The organism is Nostoc sp. (genome assembly GCF_036917935.1).
In the GTDB taxonomy this organism is placed as follows: Bacteria; Cyanobacteriota; Cyanobacteriia; order Cyanobacteriales; family Nostocaceae; genus Nostoc.
Window position 1 is genome coordinate 74,483 of sequence record NZ_JBALEL010000027.1, and the last position, 19,668, is coordinate 94,150.

A 19,668-nucleotide genomic window follows, 5' to 3' on the forward strand; every position below is an offset into this window, starting at 1 on the left:
ACATAAAAAATACACCGGATAAATCGGTGTATTTCTAGCATTACTAGAGCATATAATTTTGAGGATATTTTACACTAAATCATGATGAGTAAAAGCTTTAGCATTTACCCCAGTGTAAGTAGCAACGATATGACCATCGCCAGTCATTTGATATTTGTATGTCACCAATCCTTCTAAACCAACGGGGCCGCGAGGAGGCATTTGTTGCGTACTAATCCCTACTTCTGCGCCGAAACCATAGCGGAAACCATCAGCAAATCGGGTAGAACAATTGTGGAATATATTGGCTGAATTTACCAGTCCAAAGAAAGTTTCCACAGATGCTGAATCTTCAGTAATAATCGCATCAGTATGACGAGAACCATATTCGTTAATATGAGCGATCGCATCTTCTATAGAGTCTACAATCTTAATGGACAAAATAAAATCGCTGTATTCTGTTTCCCAGTCTATCTCTGTTGCAGTTGCAATGTTAGGTAAAATTTTCAAGGTGCGTTTATCGCCTCTTAATTCTACATGGCGTTCTTGCAAAGCCTCAGCAACTTTTGGTAAAAATTCTGTAGCAATCGACGAGTGAACTAGCAAAGTTTCAATTGCATTACAAACAGCAGGATATTGCGCTTTAGCATCAACGGTAATCGGAACTGCTTTATAAATATCGGCAGCTTTATCTATATAAAGATGACAAATCCCATCAGCATGACCTAGCACCGGAATGCGAGTATTTTCCTGTACAAACCGGACAAAAGAATTAGAACCTCTAGGAATAATTAAATCTACATATTTATCTAATTTCAAAAGTTCTAAAGTTTCTTCTCTAGTTGTGAGTAACTGTACCGCATCTGGGTTAACAGCAGTTTGAGATAATCCCTGCTTAATTGCCTTAACTATTGCTTCACAAGAACGTACCGCTTCCTTTCCACCTTTGAGGATGACACCATTTCCCGATTTTATCGCTAAGGAAACAATTTGAATCGCCGCCTCTGGCCGGGCTTCAAAAATAATCCCCAAAACCCCTAAAGGACAAGTAATCCGCTTGAGAATCAAACCAGTATCAAGTTCGCGGTGAATCTGTACTTTACCGATAGGATCAGCTAGCTTACCAACATCTCGTACCCCAGCGATCGCATCTCTTAATTTATGTTCATCTAACTGCAAGCGCTTATAAAGTGGTTGGGGAATTCCTTCGGCACTAGCAGCTTTACAATCAGCAACATTTGCTTGTAAAATTTCATCTCTAGCTGATTCTAAAGCTTGCGCGATCGCAACAAGTGCCTGATTTTTTGCCTCAGTGGAGAGAATCGCTAGTTTACTTGCAGCTTGGCGGGTTTGTCCGGCGATCGTAATTAGGGGAGAAGCAATGTCAAGAATAGTCATAGCACAAATCTTTACCTTTTCTTCATCTTATCAATCTCAGGTTATGTTCATCAATCGTCTTCCTCCAATCGGGTGAACCATTTGGGTAATCAATAATTACTCTGATCGGGTGAAGCAAGACTGGGTTTAAAACATTTATTCTCTAAATATCAAACACGGGCAAAGAGGTACTAAGTTTACAGCATTAAAAATATATTAAGTATTATTACAGGTTTTATTTGAAAATCTTAAACATGATTTATGCGTTCCCCAGGCTAGAGAGATATAGTAATATATATTTCTCTAGTCTTTTACTTAAGTAGATATTTTATACTGTCATTAATTAAATTTTTACGAAATTGCAGTGACGATCGCTGGAGCTATTGAGTATTGATAGATCAAATACCACTCCTTTAGTAGGGAGATCCTATGTCATTGCAATCGGCATTAGATGCCTTAAAAGAAAAACGTTATCAAGAAGCGGTTGAATTACTCGAACAATTCTGCCGCAATTGTCTTGAACACGATTCCTCAGATTATCTTTCAGCACAGATGTGGCTGATGAAAGCCTATCAAGCCACAGGCGAAATCGAAAAAGCCAAGATTCTCTGTCAAAAGTTAATCATCAGTGAAAACCCACAGGCTCGCAGTTGGGCAGAACAAGCTAGTCAATCCTTCCGTCAAACGCCAACTAACGCTAGCCAAAAAGCTGGTCGCGCCGCTACCACTGGGATGAAATTAGCAATGGGGGGTGTGGGTGGTAGTTTGGCGTTAGCTTCTGGTGTCACCATGACCTTGCTGTTTGGTATGGTGTTGGCTTTAGGTTTGAGCTTAGTATTTATTGTGGGTAGCGACGATCCACTCCAAGGGTTAGCGATCGCTATTGGTATTACCCTAGTTTTTAATATCGCCGCCTTTTTCATATCTCCATTCATTATGGATTTAACTCAAGGCTGGCTTTACCAAACTCGCTGGGTAGAGTTGGCAGAAGTTGAAACCCTCACTCCAGAGACAGCTAAAGTTATTCGCCAAATCTGTGAGCAGAAAAAGCTGAAAATGCCTCGTTTGGGAATCATTAACGACCAAAACCCTACGGCTTTTACTTATGGCTCATTGCCGAATAGCGCCCGTTTAGTCGTCAGTCAGGGACTTTTTACATACCTGGATGACGATGAAATTGCTACCGTCTACGCCCACGAATTAGGTCACATAGTCCATTGGGACTTTGCAGTGATGACAGTAGCTTCTACCTTAGTGCAAATTTGTTACCTGATTTACAGCACAGCCAGAAGATTTGGGCGTGGTGGCGATAGCAAAATCAAAGATGCGATGCAAACTGCTGCCCTAGTTGCCTACGTGTTTTATGTCTTCGGTACTTATCTACTGCTGTACCTCTCCCGCACCAGGGAATACTTTGCTGACCACTTTGCAGCCGAAAGTACAGGTAATCCCAATGCATTATCCCGCGCTTTGGTGAAGATTGCTTATGGGATATTAGAAGAAGGTTCGCGGACACAAGAACCCAGCCGTCTAATTGAAGGAACTCGCGCCTTGGGTATCTATGACCATAAAGCCGCCGCTTCCACAGGAACCGCCTACCGCATTGCATCCGATCCGCAAAAAATTGGTCGCGTCTTTCTGTGGGATATGTTTAACCCTTGGGGCTGGTGGATGGAATTAAATTCAACTCACCCATTGACAGGTAAACGAGTTCGTGCGTTAAGCAACTATGCCGAACAATTGGGTTTACCGACTGAGTTTGATATGGGGCGAGTTATTGGAGAAGGTAAAAGTCTTAATAAAAGTCGGCTTTACGGCAATTTCTTTTTAGATGTTGTGCTGTACGGCGCTGAAACAATTGGTTTCTTCATTGGCTTGGTAATGGGTGTGATTCTGTGGTCAAGTTCCCCAAACACAGGTTTAGTATTGGGTGCGCCACTAATTGGCTTAGGAATCGGAATTCTGGTCAAAGCCTTGGCGATGTTCCCCGACTACAAGCAAGCAGCAGAAACCGATATTCTCACCCTGATGTCAGACCCTTACGCCAGTCCCTTACGTGGACAACCTGCAAAACTTGAAGGTCAACTCATTGGTCGTGGCGACGCTGGTTATAAGTTTGGTTCCGATTTAAAAATTCAGGATCGTAGCGGGATGCTTTATCTGCATTACGCCTCACGCTTTGGCCCCATCGGCAATTTCCTGTTTGGGATGAAGCGAGTCCAAAGCTTGATTGGTGAACAAGTTGGGGCGGTGGGTTGGTTTCGTCGCGGTGTTGCACCTTGGATGGATCTGATTCAACTCCAGAGTGAAAATGGCACCATTGTCAACAGTTACCATCGCTTCTGGTCATTCATCCTTGGCAGTGGATCGATTATCCTGGGAGTGGTCTTGACTATGTTTTTGAGCAGCAGATAGCTGAGTTTCTAACCTGCTGTCAAAGCATTTCTCAGTCCATCCAAGCTTTAATTTGTCAGGAGGTAGTTAGTAACTGCCTCCTTTTTTTTTAATGCAACTCATATCATTTTGGATTTTAGATTTTGGAGTGGTAGGTTTTACGATGACTGGGGAATTTATCAGGCGATCGCTAGTTTTGCCAACATTTAAGTTATGATTAGCCAGCATTTGTACTGTTTGTACAACGAATTTAGGGAAAATTTTTGTCAGTCTGCTAAAAACCCCCTGCTTTGGCTGTTCATTCCATCGACTCAGATTTACTACTTTGCGTTGCTGCTAGCTCTGGCAGGTACAGTCTATCTTCACTAGCGTCATACTCAAATAGTTCGGCATAACGCCCCCAATCTACGGCTGTGGCAAATTGCCGCTCGGCTTCTTCATGGGGATAGTATTCATTAAGTAAATCGATAAAGAAATCCGCTCGCATTGACCGATTCCGTTTTTCCCGCAATGTCTGCACCATGCTGACTACAATTGGCACATTAGACAACACTTGCTGCCGGAACAGGTCTTTACTGCGGAGAATAGTTGTGGTTGCGAAATCTTGCCCAATCTCGGTAAGGAAGACATCCCCTTGTGCAACCTCAGCAAAGCCCAGCATCACTGTTGCATCAAGCATCGGTAGGAGATCATCCACGGTTAGCCGGATTCGTTCTGCTAAACGGGGAATATCATCTTTGCCCTCTGGTTGATCTACAATTAACTCCAGCAGACCGCTAATACCGCCGACTCTGACATGAGGCAGGAGTTTTGCATAAGGCGATTCTTGGATTGCCCCAGGCGATCGCGATACTTCTATAACTGATGTGGCTGCTGCAACTGCCCCAGTCACTTCCACTTCTGGGTTAGTCATCACCGTATAGATATAGTCGATCAGCGATTTGAAGCGGATACTGGTACGGTCATGAGGCCGTGGCAAATCAATCACCACCTCACCGCGAATATGCCCCGGATTTGATCCCAAGATAATTACCCGATCTGCCAGAAACAGCGCTTCTTCGATGTTGTGGGTGACAATCAAAATACTTTTGGACGGAAATGTGCCAGCATTCCATAAATCATCAATTTCACCCCGCAGGTTCTCAGCCGTCAACACATCTAATGCGCTGAATGGCTCATCCATAAATAGTACTTGCGGCTCCAGCACAAATGCCCTGGCAAAGCCAACCCGCTGCCTCATTCCCCCAGACAACTCTTTGGGATAGGCACTCTCAAAACCATCCAAGCCCACCAAGTCAATGGCTTTAAGCCCTCGTTGTCGTCGCTCATTCCGACCAACACCCTGGGCGTCTAGCCCTAACTCGACATTTTCCTGTACTGTCAGCCAGGGCAGCAGTGCAAAGCTTTGAAATACCATTGCTACACCAGGGTTAGCACCTTGCAGGTGTTTACCATTGCTGATCACCCTGCCTTCACTTGGTGGAATTAAGCCTGCCATAATCCGCAGTAACGTACTTTTGCCACTCCCACTGCGCCCCAGCAACGCTACTACTTCACCTGCACCTACCGTCAGATTGATGTTGCGGAGAACCTTAAATTCCCCTTTGCCTTCTGGCAGGGGAAAGCTTTTATTGACCTGTTCGACAGCGATTAGGACGTTATTTGTAACTTGCGTAGATGTCATGCTTGCTCCTCTAGCGAGCGATGGTTTAGAGATGGTACTTGGTTTCCGCTAGCTCATATAGTCGTCGCCAAAAAACCCTATTAAGCCCAACAACGAATAGGCTCATCATTCCAATCCCCAGTGTAATGCGAGGCCAGTCACCTGCTCCTGTTGCGTGAGCAATATATGCTCCCAATCCGCTGGCAGTCAGGGTAGTTTGACCCCAAGCGACAACCTCAGAGACAATGCTGGCGTTCCATGCGCCACCGGTGGCAGTGACGCCACCTGTTACCCAGGCGGAGAAGATGCCGGGAATGATTAACTTGCGCCATAGCCGCCAACCACGCAAACCGAGGCTGGTTGCCATCTCGCGCAAATCCGTTGGGATACTCATCGCTCCAGCAATGGAGTTGAAGAGGATGTACCACTGTGCGCCCAAGGACATCAACAGAATACTACCCCAATCAATGCTGATATGGGAACGGATAAAAAAGAGCGTAGCGAAGGGAAAGATAAAGTTTGCTGGAAACGAGGCCAGGAATTGCACCAAGGGCTGCAACAAACTTGCCAGTCGGGGATTAAACCCAATTGCTACTCCAATAGGAGTCCAAACTAAAGTTGAAAATACCAGCAATACCAGTACACGTAGTAGAGTGAGTAATCCCAGTCCAAAGGTTTTGAAAACTTCACCCAGTCCCACAGTTGTGAAAATGAAGTGTAACCCGACAACCAACAGCCCACCAATTACAGCCAGCAGGATCAAGTTGTAGAGGCGATTGCCCATTTCCTGCCCACCAGTCTGCACAGCAGAGGGAGTTCGCGGTGGCGTTAGCAATGAGAGAATGCGGTTGAGAGCTTCACCTAAAGGAGCTAACGCCCGCCCTAGCAGACGAGGAATTCGGGCTGCTAAAAGCAGATCGTAGACCCAGGATTCGGGTGCTAGTGTTGCTGCACTTTGTTCCAACCGGAACTTATCTGCCCAGGCGATTAACGGTCGCCAAAATAGTTGATTTACCAAGACAATTACCACAGCGATCGTCAATAGCGCCCAACCCAAGGCAGGTAAATTCTGAGCTGCAACGGCGGCGGCTACATAAGAGCCAATTCCTGGTAGTGTGTAGTCCTGCTTCAGCACGCTGATAGCTTCACTCGCAGCTACAAAAAACCAGCCGCCCCCAAAACTCATCATTGCATTCCAAAGCAGCCCAATCATCGCCGTAGGCAATTCCAGTTTGGTGAACCGCTGCCATCCTGACAACCGATAGAGCCTTACTGCCTCATCTAGTTCCGGTGGCAGTGTTCTCAGTGAGTGGTAGAACGAAAAGGTCATATTCCAGACCTGGCTGGTGAAAATCGCAAAAATCGATGCTGCTTCCAGTCCTAATAGGCTTCCGGGAAACAGGGCAATGAAACCTGTAACCGTGATCGATAAAAAGCCTAGTACCGGAACCGACTGCAAGATATCGAGCAGTGGGATCAAAACTCTTTCAGCGCGGCGGCTTTTGGCGGCAACGTAACCATAAATTAAGGTGAACAGGGTTGAGTAAAACAGGGCAATAAACATTCGCAGGGTTGAGCGCCCAGCGTAATACGGTAGATTACGCGGGTCGAGGCTGATACCCGGTACTACATCTGGTGGTACAAAGCTCACCAATGTTCCAGCACCAACACGCGCAATCAGCGCCAGCAGCACCAATGTAGCAAGAATGAGAGCAATATCAGCCAGACCAAAAGGGAACCGTCGAAGTGCTTCCGGGGAAGGAAAAGTTTGCTTGAGCATTTAACGATAATTACAGGGCTGGCATACCTTTTTGAGCTAATAATACATTACTGCCCTCCGTATACAACGGGAAATGATCTAGATAGCCTCTGGTCAGATTACCATCATAAAATCCTTGAAAGTGGTATCTTTCCGTGTTGGTAAGCGTGCGAGTAACAATCAGTAGGTCGAAAAGATTCCCAGAAGCCTTACCAAGCTTTTCGATTAACTCTATTCGTCAATCAACTCTACTGCGATCGCTATATTACAGTTTAAATTGCCCAGTTCTCTATGCATTAAATTGACATTTGGACTTCACCCTGACGCTGGAATCCCCCGCATTTATGCGTGGGGAGTGTCAAGAACCCTCATTTCCCACGGTTGATCCAAACGCCTCTGAGTCCAGCTGCTTTAGCTGCGTGGTAGTCTTCTATGATGCTATCGCCAATATGCCATGCCGCCTCTGGGGAACATTTATGTTTGTCTAAGGCAATAGCAAAAATTTGAGGATCGGGTTTAGCTGCACGTACCTGCGTAGAAATGGTGACGGAGGTAAAAAACTCTCTCAATTCCAAACTTTGCAATACTGAGTAAATTCGGGAATCGAAATTGGACAGCACCCCTAAAGTAACTCCCAATCGCCGCCAGTTGATTAAAGCTGGTAAGACATCGGGATAGACAAACCACGGTTCGCCAGTCCCAAAGTGAATGTAAAGTTCGCTAAAAAAAGCCGAAAAGTCAGAAAATTCCTTGAGAACACCTGCACTTTCAAAAGTGTTCAGAGCAATTATCCGCCACCAATCAAATTCGCGCTGGGGAATATCTTGCAGTTCTGCATCTGGAAATATCGGCGGCGGCGCTGCTTTAAAGCTTTGGATGAAGGCTGTATTTAATGTTTCGGCTGAAACTGTAACACCAAATTCCTGGGCTATCTGACTATAAACTTCGCCCACACTACCTTTGACATCAAAGAGTGTACCCACAGCATCTAAAAAAATAACTTTCGGTTGTTCCATCAAAGTTTGAAAATTTTGAATGTTGAATGTTAGATTTTGACTTATTTAAAGAGCTTCTGTGGGTAGAGTCTACCATCTACTAAGTAAGTTGGCGAAAGTCAAGCAAATCATCGTAAATGTGTTGGTTCTTTACCAACGCCCTTCAGGAGTGCTGTTAGCCGATAGCTAGGGTTTAGCCCGTGCTGAGTTGGGAATCTCATTTACTCAGGACTCGGAAAAGAGGAACTGTTTTGCTCAATGCCCAACCTGAAGTTACCGAGAAAGTGTTTCTATGATCGGACGGACTAGCCAATTAAAACCAACTTTAAGCTGATGGTCTAAAGTTGGCAGCCTATATAAATAAGCAACACGGCGGGCGACGTATGCCAAGGGCCCATCTAGTTTAATTCCCAAACCGGTGAGAGTGGCGTTGTCTATTCCTAGTGCCATCATTTCTCCTACCTGTTGGTAATGGAAGGGAAGGAGAGGGCGATTAGTCAGAGTTGCCCAGATATTCCAAGCAGTATAATCAGCTTGTTGAAAAGCCGCTTGTGCGGTAGCGGGAACTTGCTGTCCTTCAGCATCATGACAGTCTGCTAAATCTCCCAAAGCAAAGATTTCTGGATGATCGAGAACTTGCAGATTGGATGTAGTGGTGATTTGACCACGCTGATTCTGCTTGAGAGAAAGAGATTTAACTACGGGCGCGACTCTAGTTCCCACAGTCCAAATTACCAAATCTACGGGAATCGTATCTAACTGGTTTTTGTATTCTAAGGAAATGCTATTTTGCTCAATTGATTCTACTTTGGTTTCTAAATCAAGAAACACACCACGGGCATCTATTGCTTTTTTTGCTGCTTCCCGATTAAACTCTGGGGAAGTTCGCAAGATTTGGTCAGCGATTTCAATTATCCGAAAGCGTCCTTTTTCCCCTAGTCTGTCAGCTAACTTACAGGCTAACTCTACGCCACTATAGCCAGCCCCAACGATCGCTACCCGAATTTTATCAGCATCCGATTCTTCTAAAAATCGTAGGCGTTCTTCTAAACGATAGGCATCAGAGATTGTGCGAAATGTGTAGGCGTAGGCTGTTGCACCAGGTACTAAATCTAGCGGTGTCTCTCCTCCTAGCGCTAGCACTAATCGATCGTAAGGAATTTCCGGCCCTTCTTGTATATTTACCCGTTGCTGGTCAATGTCAATTCCCGATACAACCCCTTGATAAAAACGCACCCCTGTGCCTTGTAAAAGTTCTTCAAAGGGTGGGGCAATTTCCCAGGTTTGCAGTTCGCCAGTGAGTAATTCGTAAAGTAAAGGAGAGAATAGGAAGCGATCGCTTTGATCTACCAGAACAATTTCCGGTTTTTGCGTAGATTCCCAAGGTAATTGGCTTAACCGCAGGGCTGTGTATAGACCACCAAAGCCTCCGCCAAGGATACAAATTCTAGAAGTTTGTTCAGTCATCTATTCTATGCTATGGAACAATCAATATTAGTTGGGCAACTAACTTCCAGTCTAGTAAGTTAAAGCAGACTTTTCCAAACCCCCAAAAGTTTTTGAGAGATTAATCATGAATTAAATCTCTAGTTATATAACCATTGTCACGGTTATATAACTAGAGATTCGCTATATTTAACAGTTAACGGTTAAAAGGAGTTAAAGAGATGGAAATTAAACCAACTGACCCATCGCTAGCACTCATGGAAATTCCCCCAGGCTATCTCAATATTATGGGTTACGTCGATCAATCAGAAGTTAATGGCCCTGGTTGTCGTGCAGTCATCTGGGTACAAGGTTGTCTGCGTGAGTGTCCTGGCTGCTTTAATACTAACTCCTGGTCTTTTGAGGCTAACCAATTGATTGCTGTTGATACCCTGGCCGAAAATATTCTCAGCAATCCCCGCAACACGGGTGTAACGTTCTCTGGTGGAGAACCATTTTGGCAAGCAACTGCACTAGCATCTTTAGCCCAGAAGGTAAAAGCTGCTGGTTTAAATGTAATGTCTTTTACTGGGTTCACTCTTAAGCAGCTACAGTCCCAATCTGCGCCGCCAGGTTCCCAAGCATTGTTAGAACAACTCGATATTCTGATTGACGGGCCTTTTGTACAATCTCTAGCAATTAATTCTCCCAATTCTCCAGTTTCTTCTAGCAATCAACGGGTTCGGGTGTTAAACCCAGCTTTCCAAGACCAGATTACTTGGGCTAGCGATCAGATAGAAATCCACATTCTCAAGGATGGTGGCCGCATTGTCACTGGCTATCAAGGTGGACTGGAGTTGACGTAAGGGCCAGGGCGCAGGGCGAGAGGAGAGAGTTAAAACTTGAAAGTTGAGCTTCTGATACCAATTCTATGTGAGGCCGCACTTTATTCGCGTAGCGGCAATTCATCAATTGCCGCTACAGTCTGTAGTTTTGCATCAGTCCTATAGGCGTATCTTCAAACAGAAATGGTATGAGGCTCAACTTCCACCTTCTGAGGCTCAACGTTCACCTTCTGAGGGTTAAATTTTTACAACCCCGCTCCCTCATCGAAGAGAAGCTATTTTTAAATGCAGCTTTCTTTGGGACGGATTATAGTGAATGAAAATACTAGACCAGAATTTGACTAGACAATTTCAGACAATTTTTACTGAACACCGCGTATTTTGGGCTGTTTTACTCCTTAGCGCAGCACTGGTGGTAACGCTAGCGCTGTCGCTTTCTCAAGGAGCAGTACCTTTAAATATGTCAGAATTTTGGCAAGCTATTCTCCACAAAGGCGATCCGGTTAAACAGACAATTCTCTGGGATTTGCGTCTCCCACGCATTACGGCGGCTCTCATTGTCGGCGCAGCTTTGGGAATGTCAGGAGCATTACTGCAAGGAATGTTACGTAATAGTCTTGCCGATCCATTTATTTTGGGTATTTCAGCGGGTGCAGGATTAATTGTAATTCTAATGATTGTGTGGCAAATATTCCCGATCGCAATTCCTTTAGCAGCATGGATGGGAGCTATTGTAACTTCCGCGATCGTTATTTTGCTCGGTCGTGTGGGGTCGGGTATTTCTGTTGAGCGGTTGATTTTAGGCGGAGTGGCGGTGAGTTCTTTATTGGGTGCTGTACAAAGTACATTGCTGCTTTTAGCTGAAGACGGTCAAATTCAAATCGCGCTCAGTTTCCTGGTTGGTAGTCTCAATGGACGGGGTTGGCAAGAAATTGCTACGCCTGCACCTTATATCATCGTTGCATTGATCGGGGGATGCTTGCTGGCGCGATCGGTAAATGTGCTGGCTTTGGGAGATGATTTGACTGTGAGTTTGGGGGTTTCGTTGACGCGATCGCGCCTGTTAATTGGTGGTGTCGCCACTCTATTAGCCGCAGGTGCAGTCAGCATCAGCGGCTTGATTGGATTTGTTGGTCTTGTTGTCCCTCACGGTGTCCGCCTCATCGTTGGCACAGATCATCGCTTTGTTTTACCACTTTCCGCCCTTGCCGGAGCATGGTTACTGACTTTTGCAGATTTACTCTCTAGACTAGGAGCAGTAGAACTACCAGTAGGTTCCGTCACTGCCTTGCTGGGTTCACCGCTGTTTATCTGGTTACTTTATCGTCGTTCTGCTGGGTTTAATAAATTTTGAGCTTACTTCGGAGTCAGGACTTTAGTCCTCATTTCCTCGTTCCCAGGCTGCCACCTGGGAATGCATATATTCAGTCAGAGACTCAATATCTGACTGGAGGCAGCCCTAATCAGGCATTCCCATACATAGCATAAGAACGCCTTAGTGAGTCTGCGTACTACCGCCCAAAGGCAAGCTAGCAAGGGCGTCTAGCAGAGAGCGTTTTGATTCTGACTCCTGAATTCTTCTTCATTGACTGGCGTTTATGCCAATTACCCCAATTATTATTAAGGCGATCGACACAAGTTTGATCAATGTGGCAGATTCCCGAAACCAAATAATACCAATAAGAGCAATTAGAATAGTTCCTAATCCAGCCCAGACAGAATAAGCCACACTCACTTCAAGTCTCTTGAGAGCCAAGGTCAAAAAAGTAAAACAAAATCCATAGAAGACAAATATTAATACTGAAGGAACTATTTTGGTAAATCCCTCCGATAATTTCATGCAAGTTGTGCCTGAAACCTCAAAGAGGATTGCTAATATAAGGTAAATCCAACTTGTTGACATACGATACAAGTGTTCCGACAGTTAAAACCAAACGTGCAGTAGTATAGTTTAGCCTGATTCCGGGGCTTTACGGCTATGAGATTAGTGAAGCATTGGGACAAGGCCTGCTGTAGGATGATTGTGGTTTTGTCTTACTAATGGTATGAGAGATGACGGCTCAATTTGAATACAGCACTCTTGCCCATCCACAGGATATTAAGCAGCTTGGGACTATCTTGGAGCAGTGTTTTATCAGCGCACTTCTTAGCGAGGAAGCTTATATCAACCTGGTTGGGGTAGAAAATTTCCGCATTATTCGCTCTTCAGAACAGTTAGTTGGTGGATTGGCAACTCTGGATATGGGTCAGTGGTGGGGTGGTGAGCGTGTACCAATGACAGGAATCGCCGCAGTGGGCATTGCTCCAGAGTATCGCGGTTCGGGAGCTGCGATCGCTCTCATGGAACACACCCTCAAAGAACTTTATGCTAGAGGTATACCACTCTCTGCTCTTTATCCAGCTGTGCAAACTTTGTATCGAAAAGTCGGGTATGAGCAAGGGGGTAGCTGGTGTAATTGGGAAGTTGCTACTAAAAGTATTCAAGTGCGGGAGCAACCCCTACCTTTGCAATCAATAGTGAGTATCAATCATCAAGTATTTCATCAACTATATCAGCAGCAAGCGAGACAAACGCATGGATATTTAGACCGACATCCCGCAATCTGGGAGCGCTTAATCCAACCAGATAAGAAGGAAACATTGTACACATATTTTATTGGTACTAAAGAGAAACCCCAAGGCTACATCCTCTTCAGTCAACATTCAGCAGAGGATGGCGCAATCCTGCGAATCAAAGATTGGGTAATTCTCACGGCGGCAGCTGCACAATCATTCTGGTCTTTTCTTGCCAGTCATCGCTCCCAAATTGACCAGGTACAATGGAGGAGTTCTGTGAGCGATTCTTTGACATTGCTGCTACCAGAGCAAACTGCCAAGCTCAAACATACGATGCGTTGGATGCTGCGGGTAGTAGATGTAGTCAAGGCGCTGGAAATGCGGGGTTATCCATCGGGAATTCAAGCTGAATTGCATTTAGATATTCAAGATAATTTGCTAGATGCAAACAATGGTAAATTCATTCTTTCTGTTGCCAATGGACGCGGTGAAGTTACAAAAGGTGGAAAGGGTGAGTTGCAGCTAGATATCCGAGAACTAGCACCACTATATACAAGTTTGTTCTCTCCCTACGATTTGCAAATAGCCGGAAAACTGCATGGGACAGAAACCGCTATTTCAGCAGCTACGCAAATATTTGCAGGTAGTTCTCCTTGGATGGCTGATTTTTTTTAACCTGAGATGTCAAGGAACCTCTCTCTGCGTTGAACTAAAGTTCAAGTCTGAAATAGTTTACTCACGTGGCTTTTCGCCTCAGTTTTATCCCACCCTAACCCTCGTTTCCAGCCTCTGGCTGGAAATGCTGCTCCTGGCGGCTCTGCCGCCAGCAAGGGAGGCCTACCGTATACACACAAGTCTTTTAGAGTTGTTGTGTAACTTAGAGAAGGTTAATTTTTGCAGGTCGATGCATCAAAGGTGTAGGTCGATATATCATATCATGTCCGCTTAATAACTTACGATAGTCGTTGCGAGTGCAACGAAGTGGAACGAAGCAATCACAAGGGTTCGGAGATTGCAACTCTTGGAGACGCTCCGCGAACACTTCGTTCGCAATGACAACTAATCAGCCGGACATGATATCAAAGGTGCAGGTCAATGCATCAAAGGTGCAGGTCAAGAGACTGACTTGTGTGTACACCGTAGGTAAGGGAGGCGGAGCCTCTAGGACGGCATTCCCAGTCTCCGACTGGGAACGAGACAACGAGACAATATCTAAAAGCTGGTTCTAGGCTGGCTTTCACTTTAAGTTGACACCAATGGGCAATGCCGTGCCCCGACGCGAAATCTATATGTATTAGGGTTTTAGTGAATGAGTTTTACTTTCTCTCTGTACAAAACATAAGTGGGAAACATAATTAATCCTTCGCTCGTCCTGACGCTAGATTAACAATTTCTGTTGTTGTCAACTCACACCACAAATAAAACTGTTAGCAATTTACTTTTAATAAGTAATGATGATTTATTGTGCTTATCTAATCCCAAATCTCATCTCAAAAAATAACTCAACGGGATTTATGACTTTTTCTCCGGAAGTTCAGCACAGTCATCAGAAAACAATCTAAGTAAACCTGATTAGTTGCTCCTTACTTGCACACCCACAATCACAATATGAAATTACATCTACTGGCGATTGGTTTAACCAGTTTGCTTCTAGTTGCAGGACAAGCGAAAGCCTCACAATTACAGTCTTGGTACTATGATTCTAGCCAAAACCAATTAGACCTAACTACCACTTCGGGAATAGAACCAAAAGCCTTTTTATTAGATAATCCTAATCGATTGGTGATTGACTTACCCGGAACTAATTTTAATTCCGATACTGTCAAACAAAGTTTTGGTAAGGCGGTGAAAGAAATTCGCCTCGGCAAACCAGACTCTCAAACCACTCGTTTTGTCGTCGAATTAGCTCCTGGTTATGATGTTACTTCTCAAAATATATCAATTAAAGGAGATTCCCGTTCTCATTGGATTTTCAAATTCAATTCATTTAACCGCCAAAGTAATCCCATTGTGGGAGAAAACAGAGAAGATATTGCCATCAAATCTACAGATGCATCGACATTTGCCGGAGTTGTGAATCTGGGTCAAGAGATGGTTGGTATCACTTCTGAGATTCGCAGTTTGTTAGCAAGTTATAAAACATTGAATTCGGGAATATTTTTCTTAGATTTAGATACAGGAAACTATATAGATATTAATGGCGAAAAAAGATTTGCTGCTGCCAGTACAATCAAATTTCCTTTATTAGTGGCTCTTTTCCAAGAAATAGACGCAGGTAGAATTAAACTCACTGATAAATTAGTGATGCGGCGCGATTTAAAGGTTGGTGAATCTGGAATTATGCAATACAAACCCATCGGAACTAAATTTAGTGTCCTGGAAACTGCTACCTTGATGATGACAATCAGCGATAATACCGCCACAAATCTGGTTCTCGATCGCTTGGGTGGTGCAGCAAAAGTTAGCCAACGTTTTCGTAGCTGGGGATTGCAAAATACAGCGCTTCGGAATCTACTTCCAGACATCGCTGGCACAAATACAACTAGTTCTAAAGATTTGGTCAGATTGGCGGCGTTAGTTTCTAATAATCGTTTGTTATCCCCAACTAGCCGCAATCAAGTTTTAGGCATTATGCGCCATGTCAAAACGAATAGTTTACTACCAGCAGGTATCGGTCAAGGAGCTACCATCGCTCACAAAACTGGTACGTTGAGATTTATCATTGGTGATGCGGGTATTATTCAAATGCCCAACGGCAAAAGCTATTTAGCAGGTGTTTTGGTGCAAAGACCAAACTACGATCCCAAAGCTGGAGATTTTGTCCGTGAAGTTTCGAGAAGAGTTTATAATTACCTAGACCAAAGCAAAGTTAGCAATATAGAACCCAAATTTGGCGATGCCTCCGGCGGGCTACGCCTACGCACTCGTTAGTCAAGCGATCGTAACTACCGTAATTGCACCAAATCGCAAAAATAGGGACGTACATTTGTACATCCCTACACATCTATCTGTATCAGATATTTCGTGAAATGGAATTAATTCAGGAAATTTGGTGTACTACTACCACCATTCTGACCAACAGCAGGAATTTCCACTGTGTTATCTCTAGCTTTACCAGTACCATCATTGACAACGTAATTAGAGTTACCCACATGTCCATCAGGGATAAACAATTGTGGATGATCAAAGGGCGCTTTCTGATACCGAACTCGGTCATCAGTCAGCCCTTTTAAAAAGGCGACCAATTCCTGTTTTTCTTCTGGTGACAGATTTAGCGGCGGAAGCGCTCCAAAATCACCACCCCGATTATAAAAATCAATCACTTGTTCTAGAGTCGCCTGACCTCCATTGTGAAAGTAGGGGGCAGTTAGTTCCACATTCCGAAGTCCAGGTGCTTTGAAGGCTCCGTTTGCCAGCACAGTTTCACTGGAATTCAACGGTGGAGTAAGGGTTGGAGGGTTTTCGCCCAGGAGAAGCTGAAATTTGCCCAACTGAGCCAATCGTGCCTCTGAAAGCGGATTACCTTGACCGTTACCCTGCAAACCGTCATGACCACCCAAACCGGGGTCGTCTGTGGCAGGTCTGACACCGATATTGAAGAAGCCATTGTCTTCAGGGGATCTTGGACCGAACGGCGCACGTTTGATTCGTCCGTTTTTAGCCACGCTACTCACTGAAGCAGCTGTTAATTCTAATCCACTGTGGCAACCAATACACAGAGCTTTGCCCTCAAACAGTCCTTTCCCTCGCTGCTGCTGGGCGGTTAGGGCGCTGGTGTTTCCTTCTAAAAAGCGATCGTAGGGTGTATCACTGGCAATGAGCGTAGACTCGTATAACTGAATTGCCAGCCCAAAGAATAGTGAGAAGTTGTACTCTACCAATGTGTACTCATTAGTCTGCAAGGAGCGATCGGGCTTCTTGACAAAAGTCCGTCTACCTTCAGCGTCAACTTGAATGAGTCGATTAGAATTCCACCACTCCGACTTAAAGGCATCTTGAATCATCTGAGTGTAGGTTCTATCTTTAATTCCAAGTTTAGGCGATCTACTATCTTGACCTAAAACGCTGTCTTGTGGATGCACAAGCTGTTTACCTAGCGGTCTAAGAGGTAATAACTTTTTCCCAAGTTTTCGGAGGAGCTTTTTACCCTTACCAACGCTGAGGGATCTTCTATCAATTCGTCCGAACTTATCACCAATTTCTTGAAAAGTGCGACCATCTGCGGACGACTCAAAAGAACTGAGTGGCGGCCCAACAGCTTGGGATGCCAAAGACGAATTCTTCAGGCTGACTTTCACAAATTCTAGATTATTTGGGGTTGCTGCCTTAACGACAGCAGCGTTAGGATCTTTTAAACCGAAGGGATTCACCCCATTAAAGATGTTTTGTGCCCTTCCGTCCCAGAAGTTGCGGAAGTTGAATGCGGCATTAATCACAGTTGGCGTGTTACGCGGCTCGACGCGCCGCACATTGATACCTCCCACGTTAAACACCGGATCTGGTTCGTTTGTAACTTGGTCTTCGGCATTCCCAGGTGTGACATCTACAAACTTCGTATTGAAGATCCCCTGAGAAGAACTGACATCGTTACTGTCAGATACAATAGTCGTAGGATCGTTTGGGTCTGACAGCTTGTGGAAGGGAAAATCTTCTGGTTTTAGCTGATAGTTTGGTAGCCCGCCGACATTAAAAACTGAATCTGGATTCTCTGTACCATCGGCGTTGACCCGCAAAAGCCCAGGAGCAATCTGATTTTTGGATCTATTGTCGGCTCCAGCATGGAAGTGACAACTAGCACAGGAAGTCTTTCCATCGCTCCCAACCTGCATATCCCAAAAAAGAGTCTTTCCTAACTTGATTGCAGCTACTTTGTCTTTTACGAAGTCCCCAAGATTGTCAGGTTCTGGAACCGATACGCTCTTGAGCGAAACTGGAGGCGGCCCCGTAACCTCTGCTGATACAGTATTTCCAGCTATTACTGCTACCAGAATAATCGCAGCAATTGTTATAGTTCTTGAAAATCTCGATCTCAAGTAGTTAGGCTTGCCATATCTGAATCTCCACTCTTGCCGCTTTATTTTTGTCATCAAAGGTTTGAGCAAAAATCGACCTCTTGAGGTCAGCAGCAAGTAACTTGATAAAGCAGTAGTAAAGATTACTAAGCTGATTATGGGTATAATCCCCATAGTTGTTTTATAAAAAATAACACCGAAATAGAGTATACATTTACCAGCAAGTTTGAAATTTAATATTCATGTAAAATGAACACGCAATTTACGAATTTTACGTGAACAAAAAAAAATACCCTTTTCGGGCTACAAATAAATTGTGTCTGGGAAATCAATTATTTTGATATTGAATTTGGATTAACTAGGCTATTAATATATTTTCTCAACAAGAGTTGGATAAAATTTAGATATGCAAATTAGATATATTTTAACTTATTATTAGCCCTACTTTGTGTAGGATATTTGAATGTTATTACATCAAAGTTCTGGTCGGTGGCGCTTAGGGCTAGGATTATCGCTATTGACGGTTTTATTGTGGGGAATTTTACCTATTGCTCTGACAGTAACTCTACAAGTACTTGATGTCTATACCGTTATTTGGTTTCGCTTTCTGGCATCATTTATACTGCTTGGTGTGTATTTAGGGATACGCGGTAAATTACCAAAGTTAGAACAACTATACTCTGCTTCTGGGAAATTATTAGCGATCGCGACAATATTCTTAGGGATTAATTACTTTTCGTTTACCCAAGGTTTAGCATTAACATCGCCTGCTAACGCCGAAGTTCTCATTCAATTATCTAGCCTTTTCTTAGGTTTAGGAGGGTTAGTAATTTTTAAAGAACGTTATCGGCTATATCAATGGATTGGTGTTAGTGTAATGATTTGTGGTTATCTTTTATTTTTCCACGAACAACTAACGAATTTAATTACAGCACATGGCATATATATACTAGGTAGTGTTTTAATTGCGCTAGGAGCGACAGCTTGGGCGATTTATGCTTTGGCACAAAAGCAGTTATTACAATCGTTACCTTCCACCAGCATCATGTTGATCATTTATGGAGGCTGTGCTTTATTATTCACTCCTCTAGCCAAAGTTAAATCACTTTTTATACTTGATACTTTCCATTTAGGAATGTTGATTTTTTGTGCCTTGAATACTTTAATCGCTTACGGTGCTTTTTCGGAATCATTACAACATTGGGAAGCTTCACGAGTAAGTGCAGTATTAGCCTTAGCTCCGATTGTGACATTAATATCAGTCGCAGTTGTATCAGTTATTGCACCTGCTTGGACACCACCAGAACACTTCACCCTTATAGCAATATTTGGAGCGGGTTTAGTAGTTACAGGTTCAGTAGCGATCGCCCTGGGAAAAGCTGATTAATCGTAATACTTTTCAGGATTTTTACTGGGTTTTTCATCTATTGAATTCGTGCCACACTCAAAGCTACAACATAAATACTGAGGCAGTCTATTTTTTATTTGTTATGATTTAATAGTGAAGGCAAACTACTGGAGTCAGCCGGATACTTTACCCATCTGTGTGACTCTGTAGTATTCGATTGTTGACTTTATAGCCGAAAAATCCTTGAATAAAAATTCAAAAATCAGAATTCAGGAGTCAGAATAAGTTACTAGGGGATTGGGAATCACTACTTTT

General features: G+C 44.0%; 13 protein-coding genes. 6 read left to right on the forward strand and 7 right to left on the reverse strand.

What is annotated here, in order from left to right:
- Positions 1–69: 69 nt before the first annotated feature.
- Positions 70–1,377 (reverse strand): glutamate-5-semialdehyde dehydrogenase, encoded by a 1,308-nt coding sequence (locus V7K62_RS11580; RefSeq protein WP_334864063.1) that lies wholly within the window; start codon positions 1,375–1,377, stop codon positions 70–72.
- Between the two features lie 408 nt (positions 1,378–1,785).
- Here V7K62_RS11580 and V7K62_RS11585 point away from each other — a divergent pair, with 408 nt between their 5' ends.
- The gene (locus tag V7K62_RS11585; protein ID WP_334864064.1) at positions 1,786–3,771 is read left to right on the forward strand and encodes a zinc metalloprotease HtpX; all 1,986 of its coding nucleotides are present in this window, start codon (positions 1,786–1,788) and stop codon (positions 3,769–3,771) included.
- 277 nt (positions 3,772–4,048) lie between these two features.
- Here the strand turns inward: V7K62_RS11585 and V7K62_RS11590 are convergent, their stop codons facing one another.
- From V7K62_RS11590 to V7K62_RS11605, 4 genes are all read right to left on the reverse strand, one after another.
- Positions 4,049–5,434: an ABC transporter ATP-binding protein gene (locus V7K62_RS11590; RefSeq protein WP_334864065.1), complete on the reverse strand. Its 1,386-nt coding sequence runs from the start codon at positions 5,432–5,434 to the stop codon at positions 4,049–4,051.
- A 25-nt stretch (positions 5,435–5,459) separates the two neighbouring features.
- The gene (locus V7K62_RS11595; protein ID WP_334864066.1) at positions 5,460–7,193 is read right to left on the reverse strand and encodes an ABC transporter permease; all 1,734 of its coding nucleotides are present in this window, start codon (positions 7,191–7,193) and stop codon (positions 5,460–5,462) included.
- Positions 7,194–7,540: 347 nt separating this feature from the next.
- Entirely contained in the window at positions 7,541–8,188 is a 648-nt protein-coding gene (locus tag V7K62_RS11600; protein WP_334864067.1) for an HAD-IA family hydrolase, read from the reverse strand.
- Between the two features lie 252 nt (positions 8,189–8,440).
- Complete coding sequence (locus V7K62_RS11605) at positions 8,441–9,634, reverse strand: NAD(P)/FAD-dependent oxidoreductase (protein WP_334864068.1); 1,194 nt, start codon at positions 9,632–9,634, stop codon at positions 8,441–8,443.
- Positions 9,635–9,834: 200 nt separating this feature from the next.
- On the opposite strand from V7K62_RS11605, the gene V7K62_RS11610 reads away from it, so the two are divergent.
- Positions 9,835–10,458: a 4Fe-4S single cluster domain-containing protein gene (locus V7K62_RS11610; protein WP_334864069.1), complete on the forward strand. Its 624-nt coding sequence runs from the start codon at positions 9,835–9,837 to the stop codon at positions 10,456–10,458.
- A 295-nt stretch (positions 10,459–10,753) separates the two neighbouring features.
- On the forward strand, positions 10,754–11,791 hold the full coding sequence (locus V7K62_RS11615; RefSeq protein ID WP_334864070.1) for a FecCD family ABC transporter permease: 1,038 nt from the start codon (positions 10,754–10,756) through the stop codon (positions 11,789–11,791).
- Between the two features lie 228 nt (positions 11,792–12,019).
- On the opposite strand, the gene V7K62_RS11620 is transcribed toward V7K62_RS11615, so the two are convergent.
- Positions 12,020–12,340: a DMT family transporter gene (locus V7K62_RS11620; RefSeq protein ID WP_334864071.1), complete on the reverse strand. Its 321-nt coding sequence runs from the start codon at positions 12,338–12,340 to the stop codon at positions 12,020–12,022.
- A gap of 149 nt (positions 12,341–12,489) precedes the next feature.
- On the opposite strand from V7K62_RS11620, the gene V7K62_RS11625 reads away from it, so the two are divergent.
- The gene (locus V7K62_RS11625; protein WP_334864072.1) at positions 12,490–13,668 is read left to right on the forward strand and encodes a GNAT family N-acetyltransferase; all 1,179 of its coding nucleotides are present in this window, start codon (positions 12,490–12,492) and stop codon (positions 13,666–13,668) included.
- Between the two features lie 933 nt (positions 13,669–14,601).
- A complete protein-coding gene (locus V7K62_RS11630) occupies positions 14,602–15,924 on the forward strand; it encodes a serine hydrolase (protein ID WP_334864074.1) in 1,323 nt (440 codons plus the stop codon).
- A 104-nt stretch (positions 15,925–16,028) separates the two neighbouring features.
- On the opposite strand, the gene V7K62_RS11635 is transcribed toward V7K62_RS11630, so the two are convergent.
- Positions 16,029–18,179, reverse strand: a complete 2,151-nt coding sequence (locus tag V7K62_RS11635) for a cytochrome-c peroxidase (RefSeq protein ID WP_334864075.1) — start codon at positions 18,177–18,179, stop codon at positions 16,029–16,031.
- Between the two features lie 289 nt (positions 18,180–18,468).
- Between V7K62_RS11635 and V7K62_RS11640 the strand changes: the two genes are divergently transcribed.
- Positions 18,469–19,392: a DMT family transporter gene (locus V7K62_RS11640; RefSeq protein WP_334864076.1), complete on the forward strand. Its 924-nt coding sequence runs from the start codon at positions 18,469–18,471 to the stop codon at positions 19,390–19,392.
- Positions 19,393–19,668: the final 276 nt, after the last annotated feature.

Excerpts from the sequence above, each read along its gene's own strand:
- V7K62_RS11580 (WP_334864063.1), bottom strand. The coding sequence starts at position 1,377 with ATGACTATTCTTGACATTGCTTCTCCCCTAATTACGATCGCCGGACAA.
- V7K62_RS11585 (WP_334864064.1), top strand. The coding sequence starts at position 1,786 with ATGTCATTGCAATCGGCATTAGATGCCTTAAAAGAAAAACGTTATCAA.
- V7K62_RS11590 (WP_334864065.1), bottom strand. The coding sequence starts at position 5,434 with ATGACATCTACGCAAGTTACAAATAACGTCCTAATCGCTGTCGAACAG.
- V7K62_RS11595 (WP_334864066.1), bottom strand. The coding sequence starts at position 7,193 with ATGCTCAAGCAAACTTTTCCTTCCCCGGAAGCACTTCGACGGTTCCCT.
- V7K62_RS11600 (WP_334864067.1), bottom strand. The coding sequence starts at position 8,188 with ATGGAACAACCGAAAGTTATTTTTTTAGATGCTGTGGGTACACTCTTT.
- V7K62_RS11605 (WP_334864068.1), bottom strand. The coding sequence starts at position 9,634 with ATGACTGAACAAACTTCTAGAATTTGTATCCTTGGCGGAGGCTTTGGT.
- V7K62_RS11610 (WP_334864069.1), top strand. The coding sequence starts at position 9,835 with ATGGAAATTAAACCAACTGACCCATCGCTAGCACTCATGGAAATTCCC.
- V7K62_RS11615 (WP_334864070.1), top strand. The coding sequence starts at position 10,754 with ATGAAAATACTAGACCAGAATTTGACTAGACAATTTCAGACAATTTTT.
- V7K62_RS11620 (WP_334864071.1), bottom strand. The coding sequence starts at position 12,340 with ATGTCAACAAGTTGGATTTACCTTATATTAGCAATCCTCTTTGAGGTT.
- V7K62_RS11625 (WP_334864072.1), top strand. The coding sequence starts at position 12,490 with ATGACGGCTCAATTTGAATACAGCACTCTTGCCCATCCACAGGATATT.
- V7K62_RS11630 (WP_334864074.1), top strand. The coding sequence starts at position 14,602 with ATGAAATTACATCTACTGGCGATTGGTTTAACCAGTTTGCTTCTAGTT.
- V7K62_RS11635 (WP_334864075.1), bottom strand. The coding sequence starts at position 18,179 with ATGGGGATTATACCCATAATCAGCTTAGTAATCTTTACTACTGCTTTA.
- V7K62_RS11640 (WP_334864076.1), top strand. The coding sequence starts at position 18,469 with ATGTTATTACATCAAAGTTCTGGTCGGTGGCGCTTAGGGCTAGGATTA.